This window comes from Collimonas sp. OK242 (genome assembly GCF_900107095.1).
In the GTDB taxonomy this organism is placed as follows: Bacteria; Pseudomonadota; Gammaproteobacteria; order Burkholderiales; family Burkholderiaceae_D; genus Collimonas.
In genome coordinates, this window is sequence record NZ_FNOR01000010.1 from 155,996 (window position 1) to 174,962 (window position 18,967).

General features: G+C 55.0%; 21 protein-coding genes. 1 reads left to right on the top strand and 20 read right to left on the bottom strand.

Annotated elements, in window-relative coordinates; genetic code table 11:
- Positions 1-89: 89 nt before the first annotated feature.
- From recO to BLV81_RS13225, 20 genes are all read right to left on the bottom strand, one after another.
- On the bottom strand, positions 90-962 hold the full coding sequence (gene recO, locus BLV81_RS13130) for a DNA repair protein RecO (RefSeq protein WP_092356799.1): 873 nt from the start codon (positions 960-962) through the stop codon (positions 90-92).
- Between the two features lie 24 nt (positions 963-986).
- Positions 987-1,907, bottom strand: a complete 921-nt coding sequence (gene era / locus BLV81_RS13135; protein ID WP_092356802.1) for a GTPase Era — start codon at positions 1,905-1,907, stop codon at positions 987-989.
- Entirely contained in the window at positions 1,904-2,932 is a 1,029-nt protein-coding gene (rnc, locus tag BLV81_RS13140; RefSeq protein ID WP_092356805.1) for a ribonuclease III, read from the bottom strand. The genes era and rnc overlap by 4 nt, the downstream gene beginning before the upstream one ends.
- Before the next feature lie 86 nt (positions 2,933-3,018).
- On the bottom strand, positions 3,019-3,387 hold the full coding sequence (locus BLV81_RS13145; RefSeq protein WP_092356808.1) for a DUF4845 domain-containing protein: 369 nt from the start codon (positions 3,385-3,387) through the stop codon (positions 3,019-3,021).
- Between the two features lie 18 nt (positions 3,388-3,405).
- A complete protein-coding gene (gene lepB / locus BLV81_RS13150) occupies positions 3,406-4,323 on the bottom strand; it encodes a signal peptidase I (RefSeq protein WP_092356811.1) in 918 nt (305 codons plus the stop codon).
- Positions 4,320-6,113 (bottom strand): translation elongation factor 4, encoded by a 1,794-nt coding sequence (gene lepA / locus BLV81_RS13155; RefSeq protein ID WP_092356814.1) that lies wholly within the window; start codon positions 6,111-6,113, stop codon positions 4,320-4,322. The genes lepB and lepA overlap by 4 nt, the downstream gene beginning before the upstream one ends.
- Positions 6,114-6,601: 488 nt before the next feature.
- On the bottom strand, positions 6,602-6,976 hold the full coding sequence (locus BLV81_RS13160; RefSeq protein ID WP_369823876.1) for a glutaredoxin family protein: 375 nt from the start codon (positions 6,974-6,976) through the stop codon (positions 6,602-6,604).
- 12 nt (positions 6,977-6,988) lie between these two features.
- Positions 6,989-8,473 carry a DegQ family serine endoprotease gene (locus BLV81_RS13165; protein WP_092356820.1) on the bottom strand — a complete coding sequence of 495 codons (1,485 nt, stop codon included), beginning with the start codon at positions 8,471-8,473 and terminating at the stop codon, positions 6,989-6,991.
- Between the two features lie 52 nt (positions 8,474-8,525).
- Positions 8,526-9,569, bottom strand: a complete 1,044-nt coding sequence (locus BLV81_RS13170; protein ID WP_255365188.1) for a MucB/RseB C-terminal domain-containing protein — start codon at positions 9,567-9,569, stop codon at positions 8,526-8,528.
- Positions 9,556-10,188, bottom strand: coding sequence for a sigma-E factor negative regulatory protein (locus BLV81_RS13175; protein ID WP_092356826.1), 633 nt, complete (start codon positions 10,186-10,188; stop codon positions 9,556-9,558). Before BLV81_RS13175 ends, BLV81_RS13170 begins: the two co-directional genes overlap by 14 nt.
- A 67-nt stretch (positions 10,189-10,255) precedes the next feature.
- Positions 10,256-10,858: an RNA polymerase sigma factor RpoE gene (gene rpoE / locus BLV81_RS13180; protein ID WP_014006857.1), complete on the bottom strand. Its 603-nt coding sequence runs from the start codon at positions 10,856-10,858 to the stop codon at positions 10,256-10,258.
- Positions 10,859-10,939: 81 nt separating this feature from the next.
- Positions 10,940-11,440 (bottom strand): protein YgfX, encoded by a 501-nt coding sequence (locus tag BLV81_RS13185; protein ID WP_092356829.1) that lies wholly within the window; start codon positions 11,438-11,440, stop codon positions 10,940-10,942.
- Positions 11,441-11,507: 67 nt separating this feature from the next.
- A complete protein-coding gene (gene fabF, locus BLV81_RS13190; RefSeq protein WP_092356832.1) occupies positions 11,508-12,749 on the bottom strand; it encodes a beta-ketoacyl-ACP synthase II in 1,242 nt (413 codons plus the stop codon).
- Positions 12,750-12,779: 30 nt separating this feature from the next.
- Positions 12,780-13,022, bottom strand: a complete 243-nt coding sequence (gene acpP / locus BLV81_RS13195) for an acyl carrier protein (RefSeq protein WP_038487422.1) — start codon at positions 13,020-13,022, stop codon at positions 12,780-12,782.
- Between the two features lie 168 nt (positions 13,023-13,190).
- Positions 13,191-13,961 carry a 3-oxoacyl-ACP reductase FabG gene (gene fabG, locus BLV81_RS13200; protein ID WP_092356835.1) on the bottom strand — a complete coding sequence of 257 codons (771 nt, stop codon included), beginning with the start codon at positions 13,959-13,961 and terminating at the stop codon, positions 13,191-13,193.
- Positions 13,958-14,890, bottom strand: a complete 933-nt coding sequence (gene fabD, locus BLV81_RS13205; protein WP_092356838.1) for an ACP S-malonyltransferase — start codon at positions 14,888-14,890, stop codon at positions 13,958-13,960. The genes fabG and fabD overlap by 4 nt, the downstream gene beginning before the upstream one ends.
- A gap of 116 nt (positions 14,891-15,006) precedes the next feature.
- A complete protein-coding gene (locus tag BLV81_RS13210; RefSeq protein WP_092356841.1) occupies positions 15,007-15,993 on the bottom strand; it encodes a beta-ketoacyl-ACP synthase III in 987 nt (328 codons plus the stop codon).
- Positions 15,990-17,105 carry a phosphate acyltransferase PlsX gene (plsX, locus tag BLV81_RS13215; RefSeq protein ID WP_092356844.1) on the bottom strand — a complete coding sequence of 372 codons (1,116 nt, stop codon included), beginning with the start codon at positions 17,103-17,105 and terminating at the stop codon, positions 15,990-15,992. The genes BLV81_RS13210 and plsX overlap by 4 nt, the downstream gene beginning before the upstream one ends.
- 157 nt (positions 17,106-17,262) lie before the next feature.
- Entirely contained in the window at positions 17,263-17,445 is a 183-nt protein-coding gene (gene rpmF / locus BLV81_RS13220; RefSeq protein ID WP_014006864.1) for a 50S ribosomal protein L32, read from the bottom strand.
- A gap of 250 nt (positions 17,446-17,695) precedes the next feature.
- The gene (locus BLV81_RS13225; protein ID WP_176992834.1) at positions 17,696-18,190 is read right to left on the bottom strand and encodes a YceD family protein; all 495 of its coding nucleotides are present in this window, start codon (positions 18,188-18,190) and stop codon (positions 17,696-17,698) included.
- 135 nt (positions 18,191-18,325) lie between these two features.
- On the opposite strand from BLV81_RS13225, the gene BLV81_RS13230 reads away from it, so the two are divergent.
- The gene (locus tag BLV81_RS13230; RefSeq protein WP_092356850.1) at positions 18,326-18,967 is read left to right on the top strand and encodes a Maf-like protein; all 642 of its coding nucleotides are present in this window, start codon (positions 18,326-18,328) and stop codon (positions 18,965-18,967) included.

The window sequence follows — 18,967 nt, forward strand, 5'->3', positions numbered from 1 at the left end:
TGTCGGATATCAAGATTGCACTAAATCTGCCGCGACGGCAACGCTGACATGGTTGGGCCAGGGGAAAATTTGATCAATAATCAATACCCTTACAGCTGCATCAGGTCGATCAGAATCTGCCGCGTATTCAAGGGCGCGCCACCCAGATGATGGGCTAGCAAAAAGCGCATCAGCACCTTGCTCTGGGCCTGGGTGACGACGTCGCTGTAATCTTCCCGTTCCATATCCAGCAAGGTCTTGCCGCTGACGCGCGGCCAGGAATCGGCCGCCCGCGCAAGGCGCGGACCGCGTTCGGGATCGACGACATAGTTTTGTGCAGGATCGACCGGCTGGCGGCTGCTGGTGCAGCGGGTGAAATCGCCGGCCACTCCGGTCTGCTTGAGCAGCGCTCTTTCGAATTGGCGCAGGACGATAGGCGCCGGTTCCTGATGCGCCAGCTGATTCAGGGTGGTGACGTAGTGGTCGAACAATATCGCATGCGGATCGTCGCGCGCCACCAGTTTGACCAGCAGTTCATTCAGGTAAAAACCGCATAGCAGTGCCGATTTTTCCAGCGGCAGCATGCCGCCTACCCACTCGGCGGCAATCAAGGTGCGAACTTCGGATTTGCCGCTCCAGCTCAGCGACAAGGGCTGGAAGGTTTGCAGCACGCCGCGCAATTTTGACAAAGGACGTTTGGCGCCCTTGGCAACCAGGGCGATACGGCCGTAATCGCGGCTGAAGACATCGATGATCAGGCTGGTTTCGCGGTGCGGATAACTGTGCAGCACGAAGCCGGGTTGGGCGGTGACGCGGGTATCGAGCGGCTTGGCCCGCCGTTTCGGCGGGCTGGCGGAAGTGGATGCCGGGCTTGGGGTAGAAACAGGGACAGCGCCGCTGCTGACCGCGATCAACTGTTCTTCAGCCGCGGTCGGCGGCAGGGCTGCTGCTCCGGTGCTATCGTCAGCGATGATGGCGCTCATGCTCGGTGGAGTACAGATTCAGGCTTATTCGTAGCCGTAGGCGCGCAATCCGGCTTCGTTGTCGGCCCAGCCGGATTTGACCTTGACCCAGATTTCCAGATACACCGGGCCGCCGAACAGGCGTTCCATATCCAGCCGCGCCTGCGTTGAAATATCCTTGAGGCGGACGCCCTTCTGGCCGATCACCATCGATTTGTGCGTATCGCGCTCAACCAGGATCGCCGCGAACACACGGCGCAGCTTGCCTTCAAGTTCGAATTTTTCGATCAGGACGGTGCTGGTATAAGGCAATTCATCGCCGACGAACCGGAATACTTTCTCGCGCACGATCTCGGCGGCGAGAAATTTTTCGCTGCGATCGGTAATATCGTCTTCACCGAACATCGGCGGATTTGCCGGCAGATGTTTGCGGATTTCACCTTGCAGATTATCCAGCTGGAAGCGCAGCTTGGCCGACACCGGCACCACCGCGGCGAAATCGCGCATGGCGGCGATTTTTTGCGCGAATGGCAGCAGCACGGCCTTGTCTTTGACGCGATCCGACTTGTTGATGACCAGGATGCAAGGCACGTTAGCCGGCAGCAAAGCCATCACTTGCTGATCGGCCGGACCAAAAGTGCCGGCTTCGATGATGTACAAAATGACGTCGGCCGCGGTCAGCGTCGTAGTCACGGTGCGATTCAGTGTTTTATTCAGCGCATTCGAGTGACGCGTCTGGAAGCCTGGCGTATCGACATACACAAACTGCGTGTCGGCCACGGTTTGAATCCCGGTAATCCGATGCCGGGTGGTCTGCGCCTTGCGCGACGTAATGCTGACCTTGGCGCCGATCAGCTCGTTCATCAGGGTCGACTTGCCTACGTTGGGGCGACCGACAATAGCTATGTAGCCACAACGGAAATCAGTTGCGGCGTTAGTCGATGCCTGGGGTGTAGAGTCTGTCATGCGGTTTTCGATTTACTCGTAGTATGGGGTGTTGCATTGGAAGGGCTTGCTACCGAGGCCACGCTACTTGCGGCGACGGTTTCAGTAGCGGAATTGGCCGCATTGCCTGTTTTTGATGAGACGGCGGCTTCAGCGCTGCCGTGGACGGCCGGCGCTTGCGCCTTGGCTGACGCCTTTACCGCCGCCACTGCCGTGGTTACTTCCACCGGACCTTTGTCCTTGAGCGATGCGGCAGATTTGCCGGCTACATCCGGTGGCGCTTCCGGTGCATCCGGCTGTATCGTCGCAATACCGCTCAGCTTCAATTGCGCCGTACGCGGCTTGGCTTTGCGTGGCGCCGCAGGGGTTTTCACAAATGCTTTTTGCACCGCTTCCAGCGCCAGTTTGGCGGCGGCCTGTTCGCCGGCGCGGCGGCTGCCGCCATTGCCGAATACTTGAATATCCAGTTTAGGCACCAGACATTCAATTTCAAATTCCTGATTGTGCGCAGCGCCGTGGGTAGCCACAACATTGTATTGCGGCAAGGCGATTTTTTTCCCTTGCAGGTATTCCTGCAGCAGGGTCTTTGCATCTTTACCCAAGGTCTTGGGATCGACGGTATCCAGGATCGGGATATACAGAGCACGGATCACATCGCGTGCCGCATCGAAACCGGCGTCCAGGAAAATCGCACCGAACAACGCTTCCAGCGTATCGGCCAAAATCGAAGGCCGGCGAAACCCACCGGATTTCAATTCGCCTTCACCCAAGCGCAAGAATTGCGACAACTCCAGCCGTTGGGCGATTTCATACAACGATTGCTGCTTGACCAGATTGGCGCGCACCCGCGACAAATCGCCTTCGTCTATCTTGGTATAACGGTCGAACAATAATGAGGCGACAACGCAATTCAGAATCGAATCGCCGAGGAACTCCAACCGCTCGTTATGCAAGGTGCTATGGCTGCGATGCGTCAAGGCCTGCTGCAATAAAGTAGCATCCTTAAAAGTGTGGCCTAGCCGATTCTGCAATAACATGAGGTCCATTTTCTTCTTCGACGTTTACGGTTGTCGTCCGCTTTGATTTTTCAGCGCAGTGTTCAACCCTGCGTTCAACACTGCGTCAACACCTATCAAGACTTTGCCGTGCTGCCCGCATAATCGATCAGCAAGCTGACAGGCCCGACCAGCGGGATTTTTTTCTGGTACGAAAAACTGATTTGGATATTGTCGCCATCCTTCGTGATCTCCAGGTCTTTGCCTGAAATCGTATCGATATAGCCAGCCTCGGCTTGCTTGTTAAACGCGTTCTGGATTTCCTGCACCGTGGTGCCGGCCGTCCTGGCGCTGGCTATCGCTTTTTTGATAGAGAAATATTCGATCGTGGTCGGCGTCACCTTGGCCACCAGCACGCCGATACAGCCGAGAACCGCCAACACAACTATCAAGCCGAATAAAGTTATGCCCTGCTGCTTCCGTGTAGATCCGGAAATTCTTGTCATCCCTGACTCCGCAATGGTTTATTTAAAGAAAGTGCCGATACGTTTGAAATTACCCAAATTCATCCAGACCAAAAATGCTTTTCCGACAATATTCTGATCCGGTACAAATCCCCAGTAGCGACTGTCTTCGCTGTTATCCCGATTATCCCCCATCATGAAATAATTGCCAGCAGGAACGGTACAGGTAAACCCTTGCGGATTATAGGAACAGGCGTCCTTGTCAGGGAAATCCATCACACCTTCCAGCGCAATCGGCGGCCGGCCATTACGCACAGCGATCGTATGTTGCACGTTTGACAGGTTTTCCGTGAATTGCTGGGAGTAATCCAAGCTGTCTTCATTCAGGTAATCCGGCAACGGCGCATAAGAAAGAGCTTTACCGTTAATTGTTAAACGCTTGTTTTGGTACGTTATTTTATCACCGGGCACCCCAACCACGCGCTTGATGTAATCAAGCGACATATCCTTCGGATATTTGAACACCATCACGTCGCCGCGCTGCGGATGATTCATCTCGATCACTTTTTTATTCAGGATCGGCAAACGGATACCATAAGTGAATTTATTGACCAGGATCAGGTCGCCTACCAGCAGCGTCGGCACCATCGAACTGGACGGAATCTTGAACGGCTCATACAAGAACGAGCGCAAGAAGAACACCATCGCGATGACCGGAAAAAAGCTGCCGGAGTATTCAACCCAGGTCGGCTGACGCAACAGATCGGCTTCCAGCGCAGCGCGGCCGCTGGCCTCGAGCTTGATGCCGTCGGCATTCAGCTTGGCGTTGCGGGCATCGAACTCGGCCAGGGCGGCATCGGCCTTGGCGCGCCGTTGTTTGCTCAGATAGAAGCGATCAAAAAACCAGATGATGCCGGTGACAACGGTCAAGACAAACAGAATTAATGCGAAATTTCCTAAAATTGATTGCAATGTCATTTTTCATCCACTTGTAAGATTGCCAGGAATGCTTCTTGCGGGATCTCAACCGAACCCACCTGTTTCATCCGTTTTTTACCGGCCTTCTGCTTTTCCAGCAATTTGCGCTTACGGCTGATATCGCCGCCGTAGCATTTTGCCAGCACGTTCTTGCGCAAGGCCTTGACGTTTTCACGCGAAATGATATTGGCGCCGATCGCCGCTTGAATCGCGACGTCGAACATCTGGCGCGGGATCAGCTCACGCATCTTGGCGGCGACTGCACGGCCGCGGTACTGGCTGTTGGCGCGATGCACGATGATCGCCAGCGCGTCGACTTTTTCGCTGTTGATCAGCATGTCCACCTTGACCACGTCGGCCGAACGGTATTCCTTGAATTCGTAGTCCATCGAGGCATAACCGCGCGAGGTCGATTTCAGGCGATCGAAGAAATCGAGCACCACCTCGGCCATCGGAATTTCATAGGTCAGCTTGACTTGCTTGCCGTGATAACTCATGTCGATCTGCTGGCCGCGCTTCTGGGTGCACAGTGTGATCACCGAGCCCACATACTCTTGCGGCATGTACAAATTGACCGTGACGATCGGCTCGCGCACTTCTTCGATATTGGACGGATCGGGCATCTTCGATGGATTGTCCACCAGCATGATGGTGCCGTCGCGCTTCACCACTTCGTAGATCACGGTGGGCGCGGTGGTGATCAGGTCCATGTCGAACTCGCGCTCGAGCCGTTCCTGGACGATTTCCATGTGCAGCAAACCGAGGAAGCCGCAGCGGAAGCCGAAGCCCAGCGCTTGCGACACCTCAGGTTCGTATTGCAGGGCAGCGTCGTTCAGCTTGAGCTTTTCCAGCGAGTCGCGCAGCGCATCGTACTGATTCGCCTCGACCGGGAATAAGCCGGCAAACACCTGCGGCTGCACTTCTTTAAAGCCGGGCAACGCTTCGGCGGCAGGCTTCGACGCCAGCGTTACCGTATCGCCGACCTTGGCCGCTTTCAATTCTTTGATGCCGGCGATGATGAAGCCCACCTGGCCGGCGGACAGCGATTCGCGCGACTGCGATTTAGGCGTGAATACGCCGACGCTTTCGGTCAGATGCTGGGAGCCGGTGGCCATCAGCAGGATCTTGTCCTTAGGACGCAAGGTACCGTTCTTGATACGCACCAGCATCACGACGCCGACATAGTTATCGAACCAGGAATCGACTATCAGGGCTTGCAAAGGAGCGTCCGGATCGCCTTTCGGCGGCGGCACTTTGACAATCAGCGATTCCAGCACTTCGCGCACGCCTAGCCCGGTCTTGGCCGAACAATGGACGGCATCATGGGCATCGATCCCGATCACGTCTTCGATTTCAGCAATCGCGTTATCCGGATCGGCCGACGGCAGGTCGATCTTGTTCAATACCGGCACTACTTCCACGCCGAGATCCAGCGCGGTATAGCAGTTGGCCACGGTCTGGGCTTCCACGCCTTGCGAAGCATCGACCACCAGCAGCGCGCCTTCGCAGGCCGACAGCGAGCGGCTGACTTCGTAGCTGAAGTCGACGTGGCCAGGCGTATCGATCAGGTTCAAATTGTAAATCTGGCCATCCAGCGCTTTGTAGGACAGCGCCGCGGTCTGGGCCTTGATCGTAATGCCGCGCTCGCGCTCAATATCCATTGAGTCGAGTACCTGCGCCTCCATCTCGCGATCGGACAAGCCGCCGCAAGATTGGATGATACGGTCTGCCAGGGTAGATTTACCGTGGTCGATGTGGGCGATGATGGAGAAATTACGGATGTTGTTCATTGACAGACGCGATTACAAAAAAGGCGCTCTGAGCCGGGCTCAGTGCAGTGTTTCGCACCTGTCGGCACAAATAAAAGTGAAGGATTTTTGTTCCAGACTAGGCGCGCGCCGGAGCGATAGTGAACTATCGCGAGGATGCGCAACGACGTATGGGGCAAAAAGACGAACTTTTATGTGCCGACAGGTGCGAAACACTGCACTAGTGTCCCAGGCAAGCGCCTTTTATGACAGGTTATTCAGTGCCGCCATTTTACCGGATTTCAGAGGGGAAAACCGACAAATCAAAGGGCTGAAGATATTGCCTTCCAGTATAACAAGGAAAGCGATTCATCTACATACTCCTATAAGTATCTTAAAAGCACCTTAAAACAAGCGCTGCAAGAGTCTCTTTTTATCTTTCCTGGCGGGGGTATGTGAAATTTTATTGCCATTTGATAAATATAAATGCCATATTTGCATTCCTATATTGATACCTGGCTGAGAGCAATTCAATCGCCTTCATTTAAAAATTTCCTTACCGATCCAGCATCAAGAAAATAATGGCAAAGTTGTATCGGCGCCCTGCCATCCTTGCTTCCCGAAAGTACGGGCACCAGCTCATCGTACTTGGCCACCAGCTCGGGATGATCATCGACATCGATCACCTCCACGGCAAACCAGCCCGCGTCATTTTCATCAGGCGCCCGCAAAGCCAGCAGCGCCTGCAGCATGTCTTCGCAAAGATGGCAGTAAGAGCGGCTATACAGCGTGAAGTGAATTTTTGACATGAGTGCTCCGGAACCGCTGAAGACAAAGCCTGGCAAGCCAGGACCGGCAAAAACAAAAAGCTGCAGGCCTCGACGGCCTGCAGCTCCGGATAACAACGAACAGCGCGATCAGTTACCTGGACGCAGCGGCACGAATTGCGACGACTCGCCGCGACGCACCAGCAGCACGGCCATTTTCTTCGGCTCCAGCTTGGCAACCAGGGCATTGAACTGCTTGGCATCCTTGATATCGGTATTGTTCAGGCGCTGCACCACGTCGCCGGCACGCAAACCGACCCGACCCGCGCTACCCTCAGCCGTCTCGATCAAGACGCCGCCATCGATGCCCAACTCTTTCTTTTTGGCTTCGCTCAAATCGCTGACCGTCAGGCCAAGCGCATTGGCAACCTGCAGCTCCTTCTTCGGCTTCGGATTGTCATCCGAGGCGACTTTGTCGGCCGCCAGTTCCGTGATCACGATCGGGAAGTCGCGGCTGCTGCCCTTGCGCCAGACACTGATCGTACCGCGCGCGCCTGGCTTGGTATTGCCGACCAGGCGCGGCAAGTCGTTCGCTTTCTCAATTGCCACACCGTTGAATTTCAAGATGATGTCGCCAGCTTGCAAGCCGGCCTTGGCTGCCGGGCCATCAGCCTCGACTCTGGCGACCAGCGCGCCTTCAGCCTTGGGCAAGCCCAACGACTCAGCCACATCCTTGGTCACGTCACCGATCTGTACGCCAATCCGGCCGCGAGTAACCTTACCCGATGCTTTCAACTGGTCCGACACGCGCATTGCCTCATCAATCGGCACCGCAAACGAAATTCCCATGAAGCCGCCGGAGCGGCTGTAGATTTGCGAATTGATGCCAACCACTTCGCCACGCATATTGATCAACGGGCCGCCGGAATTACCGGGATTGACGGCGACATCGGTCTGGATCAAAGGCAGGTAGTCGCCGGTGTCGCGCGCTTTCGCCGAAATGATGCCGGCGGTCACAGTATTTTCCAGGCCGAACGGCGAACCGATCGCCAGCACCCATTCACCGGCCCTGATCTTGTCGGAATCGCCTATCGTCAGGCGCGGCAAATTAGCGCCGTCGATTTTCAACAAGGCGACGTCGCTACGTGTATCAGCGCCGATCACCCTGGCTTTGAATTCGCGCTTGTCGGTCAGCGTTACATATACTTCGCTGGCGCCGTCGATCACGTGCGCATTGGTCATGACATAGCCGTCGGCCGAAATCACGAAACCGGAACCTACGCCGCGCGGCACTTCTTCCTGCGGCTTGGGATCAGCTTTGCGACCGCGTGGCGCCGGGGCTTGCGGGCGTGGCGTATTGGGAACAGGGACACCGAAGAAACGACGGAAGAAATCTTGCATCTCGGCGTCGCTAGGATCGTCTGAATCACCCTGAGCGGAACCTGATTTGATCTTTTCCGTGGTGCGGATATTGACCACCGCCGGGCCGGTCTTTTCAACGATATCGGTAAAGTCCGGCAATCCGGATACCGGCGCGGCGATCGCCTGAGGGGCGGCGCCAACCATGGCTGGAACAAAAAAAGCGGCGGTAAGAGGCGCTGCAATACCAACAACACCCGCGACACTGACAGCCATTGCAGACAAAACGTAACGAACCGGACCAGGCTTTTTCATAGTCATATAAGTTTTATTTGTTTTTGAGTTCAATCGAATTCGCCACCTGCCGCATCGCCGCCGGAGGCACATCGCCAACAATCGTCAACCAGTATTCCCCCTGGCGCTTACCCACGATATTTAATGCTCCCTGCTGCAAGGATCCTTCGGTACGGCTTTGACTGCCCGGTTCGATAAATATGGAAATCGCCACCAGCCCGTCTGAAAAAATCAGCTGCGAAACCTCGCGCCGCGCTGCCGGCGCACCGGGGGCGCTCTTCGCGGCCGGCGCATCTGCCACCATGCGCTTGAGCTCGCGTACTTTCTTGAAACCCGGAGGCATGCCGGTAACCGTCCACTCGTTCAGATTGGACGGATTGATTACGCTGCTTTCGGCATGCCAGGAACTGGTGTTGCCAAAGCTCGGCTTCAATTGATTATGGTCGATATTGCCTATGGCAATTTGGGTAAATGAAATCTGCTCGATGATTTCATTCTTGCCGTTCAGCGTTTGCGCCCGTAATAACAAGCCGGATTTTTTTTCTGCCCAGAGCTTATAGCCATAGCGCATGTTGTCTCTTGGTTCGAGCAGCACAGCCTGGCAATCAAAACCGGCAACACGCCCGGTCTCACCCATTTTCACATTGTAATAATCGGTCAGATCAGCCGGCAGCCCCGCCAAGATGGCCGGGAAACCGTCTTGGGTGACGCGCCTCTCGACTATCTTGGTTTTGATCTCCGGCATATAGCAGGTGACATCCTCGTTACGCCGGATATATTCACGCGGCTGGCCATCGAGAATTTCCAATTTTTCTATTTCATTCCGGCCATCCAGCACATGCGTGATACGCGACGTGCGTATCTGGTTCGCCTGCTGATAGATGAAAGTGCCGGAATAATTCAGTCTTTGCGCCGCCGACTGGATTTTTTTCAGCAGCGTCTGCGCCTCCTGCTTGTCGGCTGCATTTGCAGCCGCATTTGCGCCATCGATGCCTTCCGCTTGCGCGGAAAGCATCATGACCAGCGACAGAACAACTCCTAGCAAGACCCGCGTCTGCCGCATGTTAGTTATTAGCATCAGGTGCGTATGTAGCCGGCCGTGCGTATTGCGCAGCGCTATAGAGGGAAGGAGAGAAACGTTGATGCGCCACCAGATATTCATCCATCTGTGGATCCCGTAACACTTCTCCGTTACGCGCGACGGCATGATCGTCGCCGACAGCCGATGCCGAGGCCAGGGCCAGTTGCGATGTTGCCGCCCCATTGGATGCAGGGCCGCCGACCACCGCCGTATGCGGCGTGATAATGAAAGCCGCAGCCGCTACAGCCGCAGCAGCCATACCCGGCAAGGCAAAGCGCTTGAAGGAACGTCCGACGCTGCCTGTCATGCCGAAGCGCATAGACTGGCCGCCACCTGCAGCGAGATGCTCGGTCGGCTGCAAAGTGACGGCCAAAGGCGCCGCAATAATTGCAGGCTCAGCCTCTAACCGCGCCGACATGCGGCTGAAAAAATCCGGACTCATGGTCAACGCCATATCATCCGAACGCATGATGTCGCCTATCTGGTGATAGACGTCCCATGTGTCGCGACCTTCCGTTTGACGCAAAGCAGCCATTGCCATATCCACATAGGCATTGGACAACTCCCCGTCAGCCAAGGCAGAAATCTGCTCTTGGGTTATATCTTTGGTATTCATATGTCACCTTAAAACCAGGCCAACCCCTTCGTTCCCGAAAAACCACTATCATTTTTTTAACAACGTCTTACCAACGTTTGTCGATGGCCGTATCCAGCAACGGCCTCAACTTATCTGCGATAGCTTCCCGTGCCCTAAATATCCGACTGCGCACCGTTCCTATCGGACATCCCATTGCTTCAGCAATTTCGTCATAACTCAAACCCTCTATCTCGCGTAAGGTAATCGCCGTACGCAACTCTGCCGGCAAAGCCTCCATCGCAGTATTCACGGTTTGCGCTATCTGCTTGGTGGCCAGCAAAGATTCCGGAGTGTTTATATCCCTTAGTTGCTCGCCATCGTCAAAAGTTTCTGCTTCTTCAGAATTTGCTTCAGTTGAGGTGGGAGCTCTGCGCCCCTGGGTCACCAAATAATTCTTGGCCGTGTTTATGCCTATCCGATACAGCCAGGTATAAAAGGCCGAGTCGCCCCTAAACTGAGGCAGCGCCCGGTAGGCCTTGATAAAGGCTTCCTGCACAACATCCTCAGCTTCTGCCTGATCGCGTACCAGCCGCGACACAAGACGCATCAGCTTGCGTTGGTATTTAATAACCAAGAGCTCGAACGCCTTCTTATCGCCACGCTGTACGCGCTCGACAAGCAGTTGATCAATTTCGCGTTCTGTCGTCAATCCCCGTTCCCTTGTTTTGTTGCGACCTGCATGAGGGCGTTGCAATAGATAGTAAGCAATGATAAAAATTCAAGAAAATGCTTATTCATTATCTAAGCCAACAGGCCCCGTTTTATCCGTACGCGACGCAATCCAGCGACATGCCACGGATAATCTTCTGAAAGCATCGTTAGAAACACTATCAGGCAGTATAGCGATTGTTCGGACCGAGCCGCTATCCAATCGAAGGCGCAGCAGCAGTAAATGTGGCCAGAGAGTAGTGCCTTCAAGCAATTTCACTGGCATAGGTATTTGTTTCGCGGCGGGTGCGGCCTTTGCTGTTGCCATATCAACAAGTCTGATATGACCGCTTCCGGAAATATTGATTTGAACTGCTTTCCTGCTACGAGTGTAGCGCGTTATTCCGTAAATGGCCGCCGACAAACACAGCGCGGCCAGGGCAAGGCGCTCGGATAACGGTAAATCGCCGGCCACACCGACGGCAATCAGGATGCCGACGGAGCCGGCCAGCAGACACTGCAAGCCTACCATTGCAGACATCACCTTGGATGGCCGGACTACGGCGGACAGGGCGATCGACATCAGGAGAAGTTAAAGCGAATTTCGAACCGGTCTCCGCGGAGACCGGTTCGAAGCCTGCAGCAAAAATTTAAATCTTGCCAAAAACCAGGGTGCCATTCGTGCCGCCAAAGCCGAATGAATTTTTGACTGCGATGTCTATTTTCATATCCCTTGCCGTGTTGGCGCAGTAATCGAGATCACATTCAGGATCTTGATTGAAAATATTGGTCGTCGGCGGCGAGATTTGATTATGCAAAGCCAACACCGTGAATACCGACTCCAGGCCACCGGCGCCGCCCAACAGATGTCCGGTCATCGACTTGGTCGAATTCACCACCAGCTTATAAGCGTGATCGCCGAAAGCCGCCTTGATCGCTTCCGTTTCATTCTTATCGCCCAACGGCGTCGAAGTACCATGCGCGTTCAAATATTGCACCTGATCGGCGTTGACGCCAGCGTCGCGCAAGGCATTGCCGACGCAACGACGCGGGCCATCAAGGCTAGGCGCCGTCATGTGATAGGCGTCGCCGCTCATGCCGAAGCCGAGCAGTTCCGCATAAATCTTGGCGCCGCGCGCCTTGGCGTGTTCGTATTCTTCGAGCACCAGCACACCGGCGCCCTCGCCTAATACGAAACCGTCCCGGTCCTTGTCCCACGGACGCGAAGCCGTGGCGGGATCGTCATTACGCGCTGACAATGCCCGCGCAGACGCAAAACCGCCGACGCCCAAGGGCGACACGCTGGACTCCGCACCGCCGGCAATCATCACATCGGCATCGCCGTACTGAATCATGCGGCCGGCAGCGCCGATACAATGCAAGCCGGTGGTACAGGCAGTCACGATCGCCAGATTCGGCCCTCTAAGACCGTATTTGATCGACAGATTGCCTGAAATCATGTTGATGATCGATGCCGGGATGAAGAACGGGCTAATCCGGCGCGGACCGCGGGCGGTCAGTTCGGCATGCGTTTCTTCGATCAAAGGCAAGCCGCCAATGCCGGAGCCGATGATGACGCCTATCCGCTCAGCATTAGTTTCAGTTACTTCCAGGCCACTGTCTTGCATCGCCTGCATCCCTGCCGCCATGCCATAGTGGATAAAAGTATCCATATGCCGTGCTTCTTTGGCAGGAATGTAATCTTCGATATTGAAACCCTTCACTTCTCCCGCAAAACGCGTGGAAAAAGCGGTGGCATCAAACTTGGTGATGGCTGCGATCCCTGATTTGCCTGAAATAATCGCACTCCACGCATCGGCAATCGTATTGCCGACCGGTGAAATGCAACCCAGGCCAGTTATCACAACGCGGCGTTCACGTGTGCGGCTCAAGCGGTTCTCCTGGATACATTCAAAGCTTGCTTAGGCAGCCTTAACGTGGGCCTTAGCGTAATCGATAGCTTGTTGCACTGTAGTGATCTTTTCAGCTTGTTCGTCAGGGATTTCCATTTCGAACTCATCTTCCAGTGCCATCACCAGTTCAACTGTGTCGAGTGAGTCGGCACCCAGATCGTTAACAAATGACGATTCGATCTTGATGTCAGCTTCTGCGACGCCCAGTTGCTCAGCGACGATTTTTTTAACGCGTTGTTCGATATCGGACATGTGATGCCTCCATTAGGTTACAGAAAGTGCGCGCATTTTAGCAGGTTTGCGCATTGAAAATTTACTTTCGACATTAGTCTTTAATATTTAGCAAAACCATGTCAAAAGCTTCTAAATTGGTACTACTTACATTTAACTTTGAAATAAGCCCGGGACTGCCGGCCTGTTTCAGCTCATGTACATGCCGCCATTCACGTGCAAAGTGGTGCCCGTAATGTAGCCGGCTTGCGGCGATGCCAGGAAAACCACTGCCGCCGCCACATCATCTGCAGCACCCAGCCGCCCCAGCGGAATCTGTTGCAGCAATGTGGCGTGCTGCTGCTCGCCCAGGCCCTTGGTCATATCGGTATCGATAAAACCCGGCGCAACGCAATTGACCGTAATGTTGCGGCTGCCGATCTCGCGCGCCAGCGCCCGGCTCATGCCGGATACGCCGGCCTTGGCCGCAGCATAGTTCATTTGCCCCGGATTGCCAGCCGAGCCGACTACCGAGGTGATGTTGATGATGCGGCCGTGCTTGGCTTTCATCATGCCACGCAAGACAGCGCGCGACAAACGCGCTACGGCGGTCAGATTGGTGGCGATGACGGCGTCCCATTCTTCGTCCTTCATGCGCATTGCCAGTTGATCCTGGGTAATACCTGCATTATTGACAAGGATAGACAGGCCGCCAAACTCCTTCTGCGCCAGCTCGACTGCCGCCGCACAGCCGGCAGCGTCATTCACATCCAACACAATACCGCGACCCTGGCCCGGCTGGCTAGCTGCCATATATTCGGTGATCGCCGCTGCGCCCGCCTCGGAGGTTGCGGTGCCGATCACTTTGGCGCCGCGCTGGAGCAATTGCAATGCGATAGCCCGGCCGATTCCGCGCGAGGCGCCGGTGACCAGAGCCACCTGCCCAGCCAAATTCTGTGAGTCTGTATTTTGTAAAGTCACTTCAACACCTCCAACATCTTATCCAGCGATGCCTGATCGACGATCACGTCGCTGATCAGGGTATCGTTAATACGCTTGGTCAATCCAGCAAGAACCTTGCCCGGACCGCATTCAACCACATGCGCGACACCTTCGGCAGCAATTTTTTGCACGGTTTCCACCCAACGCACCGGGCTGGCCGCTTGCCGCACCAGCGCATTCTTGATGGCTTCCGGATCGCTGACGATGGCCACATCGACGTTATTGATCAACGCGATCTGCGGCGCTGCGAAACTCAGGCCTTGCATGTATTCACGCAAACGATCCGATGCAGGCTTTAACAACGAGGAATGAAATGGGGCCGATACCGGCAATGGCAAGGCACGTTTTGCACCTTTTTCTTTCGCTGCGATACAAGCGCGCTCAATCGCCGCTTTATGACCGGCGATTACCACCTGTGCCGGCGCGTTGAAATTCACCGCTTCGACGACTTCACCCTGCGCAGCCGCCAGGCAGACTGCATGCACGTCCTCATCCGACAAACCGAGAATGACGGCCATGCCGCCCTGCCCGACCGGCACCGCCTGCTGCATGGCTTGCGCACGGAAACGCACCAAAGGCACGGCATCCTTGAACGCAATCACGCCGGCAGCCACCAGCGCCGAGTACTCGCCCAGGCTATGTCCAGCCACCAGCGACGGCGCTTTGCCGCCAGCCGCCAGCCAGGCGCGGTAACAGGCAACCGCCGCAGTCAGCATGACCGGCTGAGTGTTGGTGGTCAGATCCAGCTCTTCTTTCGGCCCCTCGGCAATTAGTTTGCCGAGATCGAACTGCAGTGCATCCGAAGCTTCTGCAACCGTGTCTTTTACCACCGGGTTATCGGCAAAACCGTTCAGCATGCCAATGGCCTGCGAACCCTGGCCCGGGAAAACAAATGCGAATTTATTCATGCCTTACCTAATTGGGTATCAAATTTATTATATTAAATATACGCTGGCCATATGGCCGCGGTCTGGCAGCAAGCTGCCATATGGGCGCTAAAATGCATAAGCGCTGGCTTAAATTTTTACATGCGTGCCAGAATGGCGCCCCATGTAAAGCCGCCGCCTACACCTTCCATCATGACATTCTGGCCAGGCTTGACGCGGCCATCGCGTACCGCCTGGTCCAGCGCCAGCGGAATCGACGCTGCCGAAGTATTGCCATGCTGGTCGACTGTCACCACCATGCGCTCTGGGTCCAGGCCCAGTTTGCGTGCCGTGCTTTGCATGATGCGGATATTGGCTTGATGAGGAATCAGCCAGTCGATCTCGGCAGCCGACATGCCGGCGATTTGCAGAGTCTCATTCGCGACCTTCTCCAATACCGACACCGCCAGCTTGAAGACTGCCTGCCCATCCATATACAAGAAGGCGCTGCCTTCAACCGCACCGGAACTCACCTTGCCGGGCACGCACAGTATGTCTTTATGACGGCCGTCGGCGTGCAGCTTGGTGGCAAGTATGCCGGGTTCGGCGGAGCCGGTCATGACCACCGCGCCGGCGCCATCGCCAAACAGCACACAGGTGGTGCGATCTTCAAAATTCAGAATCCGTGAAAAAACCTCGGTGCCGATCACCAGCACGTTCTTGTGCGCGCCGGTCTTGATAAAGCTGTCCGCAATCGATACCGCATACACAAACCCGCTGCACACGGCCTGCACATCAAAGGCCGCGCCGCCATTGGTGATGCCGAGTTTTTGCTGCACCACGCAGGCAGTGCTCGGGAAGCCGCCGAAATAGTCCGGGGTTGAAGTGGCGACGATCACCAGATCGATATCCTCAGCTTGCATGCGCGCCATGTCCAGCGCCTGCCTGGCTGCTGCCACGGCCAGATCGCTGGATTGCACATCCGCTTCAGCATAGTGGCGCGCTGCGATGCCGCTACGGGAAAAAATCCATTCATGGGATGTCTCTATCCCCTTCGCGGCGAGCTGTTCGGTAAGCTCTTGATTGGTTACCCGCTTCGGCGGCAAATAGCTGCCGGTGCCGACAATTTTGCTAAATGTAGTCATGCTGTCTTTTGTTGGGTTAATTCTGTATTAACGATTTCACCGGACGCGCCACCCGCACCTGCATCCGCAGGCTTGGAGGCGATATCGGCTTGCGGCATCAGCTCCGCAATCGTGGTCGCAATACGAGACAATACATCATATTTGGCTGCATCGAATGCGCGCTGTATGGCCCATTCGTAACCATAAGCGTCGGCGCTGCCGTGGCTTTTGAAAACCAGCCCGCGCAAGCCAAGCAGGCTGGCGCCGTTATAACGCGAAGGATTCAGGCGGCGCGAGATCGCCTTGATTGCGCCGCGGGCGACGAGTGCGCCCAGCATGTTCAAAATACCGCTCTTGAATTCCGTCGTTAATACCGTCTTGACGAAACGCCCCAAGCCCTCGGAAGCCTTGAGCGTGACGTTGCCGACAAAACCGTCGCAGACGACGATGTCGGTAGTGCCTTCGAAAATATCGTTGCCTTCGACATTGCCGTAGAAATTCAGGATACCTTTTTCATGATCCGCGCGCAGCAGCGCCGCGGTCTGCTTGACTACCTCATTGCCCTTGATATCTTCTGCGCCGACGTTCAGCAAACCGATCGTCGGCCTTGGCTTGCCTTCCATGGCCGACACCAGAGCCGACCCCATCAAGGCAAACTGATGCAGATGCAAAGCTTCGCAGTCAACGTTCGCACCCAGGTCGAGCATGTAGGTCGGACGATCTTTTTGATTGGGAAGAAGAGTACAAATGGCAGGACGGTCAACGCCGTGCAAAGTCTTGAGCAAATAACGGGAGACCGCCATCAAGGCGCCGGTATTGCCCGCCGAGACGCACGCCTGCACCTGCTGGTCTTTGATCAGACGCAGGGCGACACGCATTGAGGAATCTTTTTTACGGCGTAATGCGGTTTCGATGGAATCATCCATGGTCACCACTTCGGATGCATGGTGCACCGATATACGCGGATGGGAACTCGCCTTGTGCTTTTTCAGTTGCGCCCGAATTTCCTCTTCAAGACCAACCAATACCAACTCGGCCTCAGGCTCGCGATTGGCAAATGAAATAGCAGCAGGAACGGTAACCGATGGGCCGTGATCACCACCCATACAGTCGATAGAAATTTTGATTGTCATTGTTTTGATTCAGTGCCTACTCTAAGCCGTATTATGAGGCAGATTGGGCGCGATTCAAAATGACGCAAGGATTTATTCAGTGTATTTCGCATACAAAAACGGCGCTGCTGAGTAAAACTCATCGCGCCGCCTTCACCCTGCATCGCAAGAACAAGTATTACTCGTCGTTCTTGGTCTTCAACACTTTACGGCCACGGTAAAAGCCATTTGGGCTGATATGGTGACGCAGATGTGTTTCACCAGTCGTTGGCTCGATAGCCAGCGGAGGTGCAACCAGAAAATCGTGGGCGCGGTGCATGCCGCGCTTAGATGGGGTCTTTTTATTTTGTTGAACAGCCATGATAACTCCTGCTTTCTTAAGATCTTAAAGTTTAACATATCCAACCCTCAGAACAGGGAAAGGCTGGATATTCCTGCCGCGTTTGTGCGCGGATTTTACTACCTATTGCCACACCTTAGTCACACGGAATCACATTCATGTGAAAATCAGCGCAACAAATTTACCGCAATTCCTTATTTCTGATCAGTTGGGGACAGAGTAATTCGCCACGCTTCGGCGGCTCTCAAACTCTTTCCCACTATCATTTTTACTATTTCAAATTCTTCAGCATCGCGAATGGCGATTCTTTTTTGCTGCTTTTCAACCCATCCAGTGCAGACTGGTCCGGGCAAACCGGATGCTTGGGCGACAGCGGCAAGGCCAGCAAAGCCTCATCCTCAACCAACTCAACGATATTCAGTGATTTAGTGCCGACGATGACATCGATTTCATCATCGTCGAGAAGCGCATCGATTGCATCTGCACTTTCTTCATCTTTTGCCAACACCAACGCGGATTCCGCATCGATATCGAAGACAAACGGCGTCAAACAGCGCTGACACATGATCTTGATCGAGCCCGTTACCGACATCGTCAACTGGGGATGCCCCAAGTGATCGGCGCCGCCAACCAGAATCCAATGCAGAGAGCCGGAGCGGTCTGCCGATTCATCGGCCAGGCGACTCAAGTCAGCCACGGCGATTTCGCCTTCACGGCGCTCTTTATGGCGCGAATACTCAAAGGCGTCGATGACAAAAGCACTCATAATAAAGCCGAACCCAGCCGAACCCGGAAAACCTGCGATAATAACAGCCTTTTCCCTTATTCGTCAAAGTGTTAGCGTGTTTTCCTCACTTTCTCGGCATTTTATTGTTGGGCAATCGTTCAACCAGCGAAAACCATGGCTTCCTTACAACAAACGACCTCTCCCATAGTACACCCGTTCCCGCCGCGACTGATCCTCGGCTCCAGCTCCAAATACCGCAAAGAATTGCTTTCCCGGCTGCAGATCCCATTTGAGGTGGTAGTGCCGGACATCGACGAAACACCGCATCCCGGCGAAAGTCCGGAAGCCACCGCCTTGCGCCTGGCCCTGGAAAAAGCCCGCACGGTGGCGCTGGCCGCGCCAAATGCGCTGGTGATCGGCTCGGACCAGGTTGCTACGCTGGATGGCGAACAGATCGGCAAACCCGGCAATCACGAAAATGCGTTGGCACAACTGCAGAAGATGCGTGGCCGCCGCGTCATATTCCACACCGCCCTGTGCGTGTGGGATAGCCGGCAGAGCCAGGCCGAACAAGCGGCGCAGATAGAAAATATCCAGACTTTTGTCACCTTCCGCGACCTGCCCGATGCCGAACTGGATGCCTACTTACGCATTGAACAACCTTACGATTGCGCTGGCAGTGCAAAAAATGAAGGACTGGGCATCGCCATCCTGGAAAAAATCGAAAGCACCGATCCGACTGCCTTGACAGGTTTGCCATTAATCGCGCTGACCGGTATGCTGCGCCGCGCCGCCTTCCCATTTTTCATAAGATAA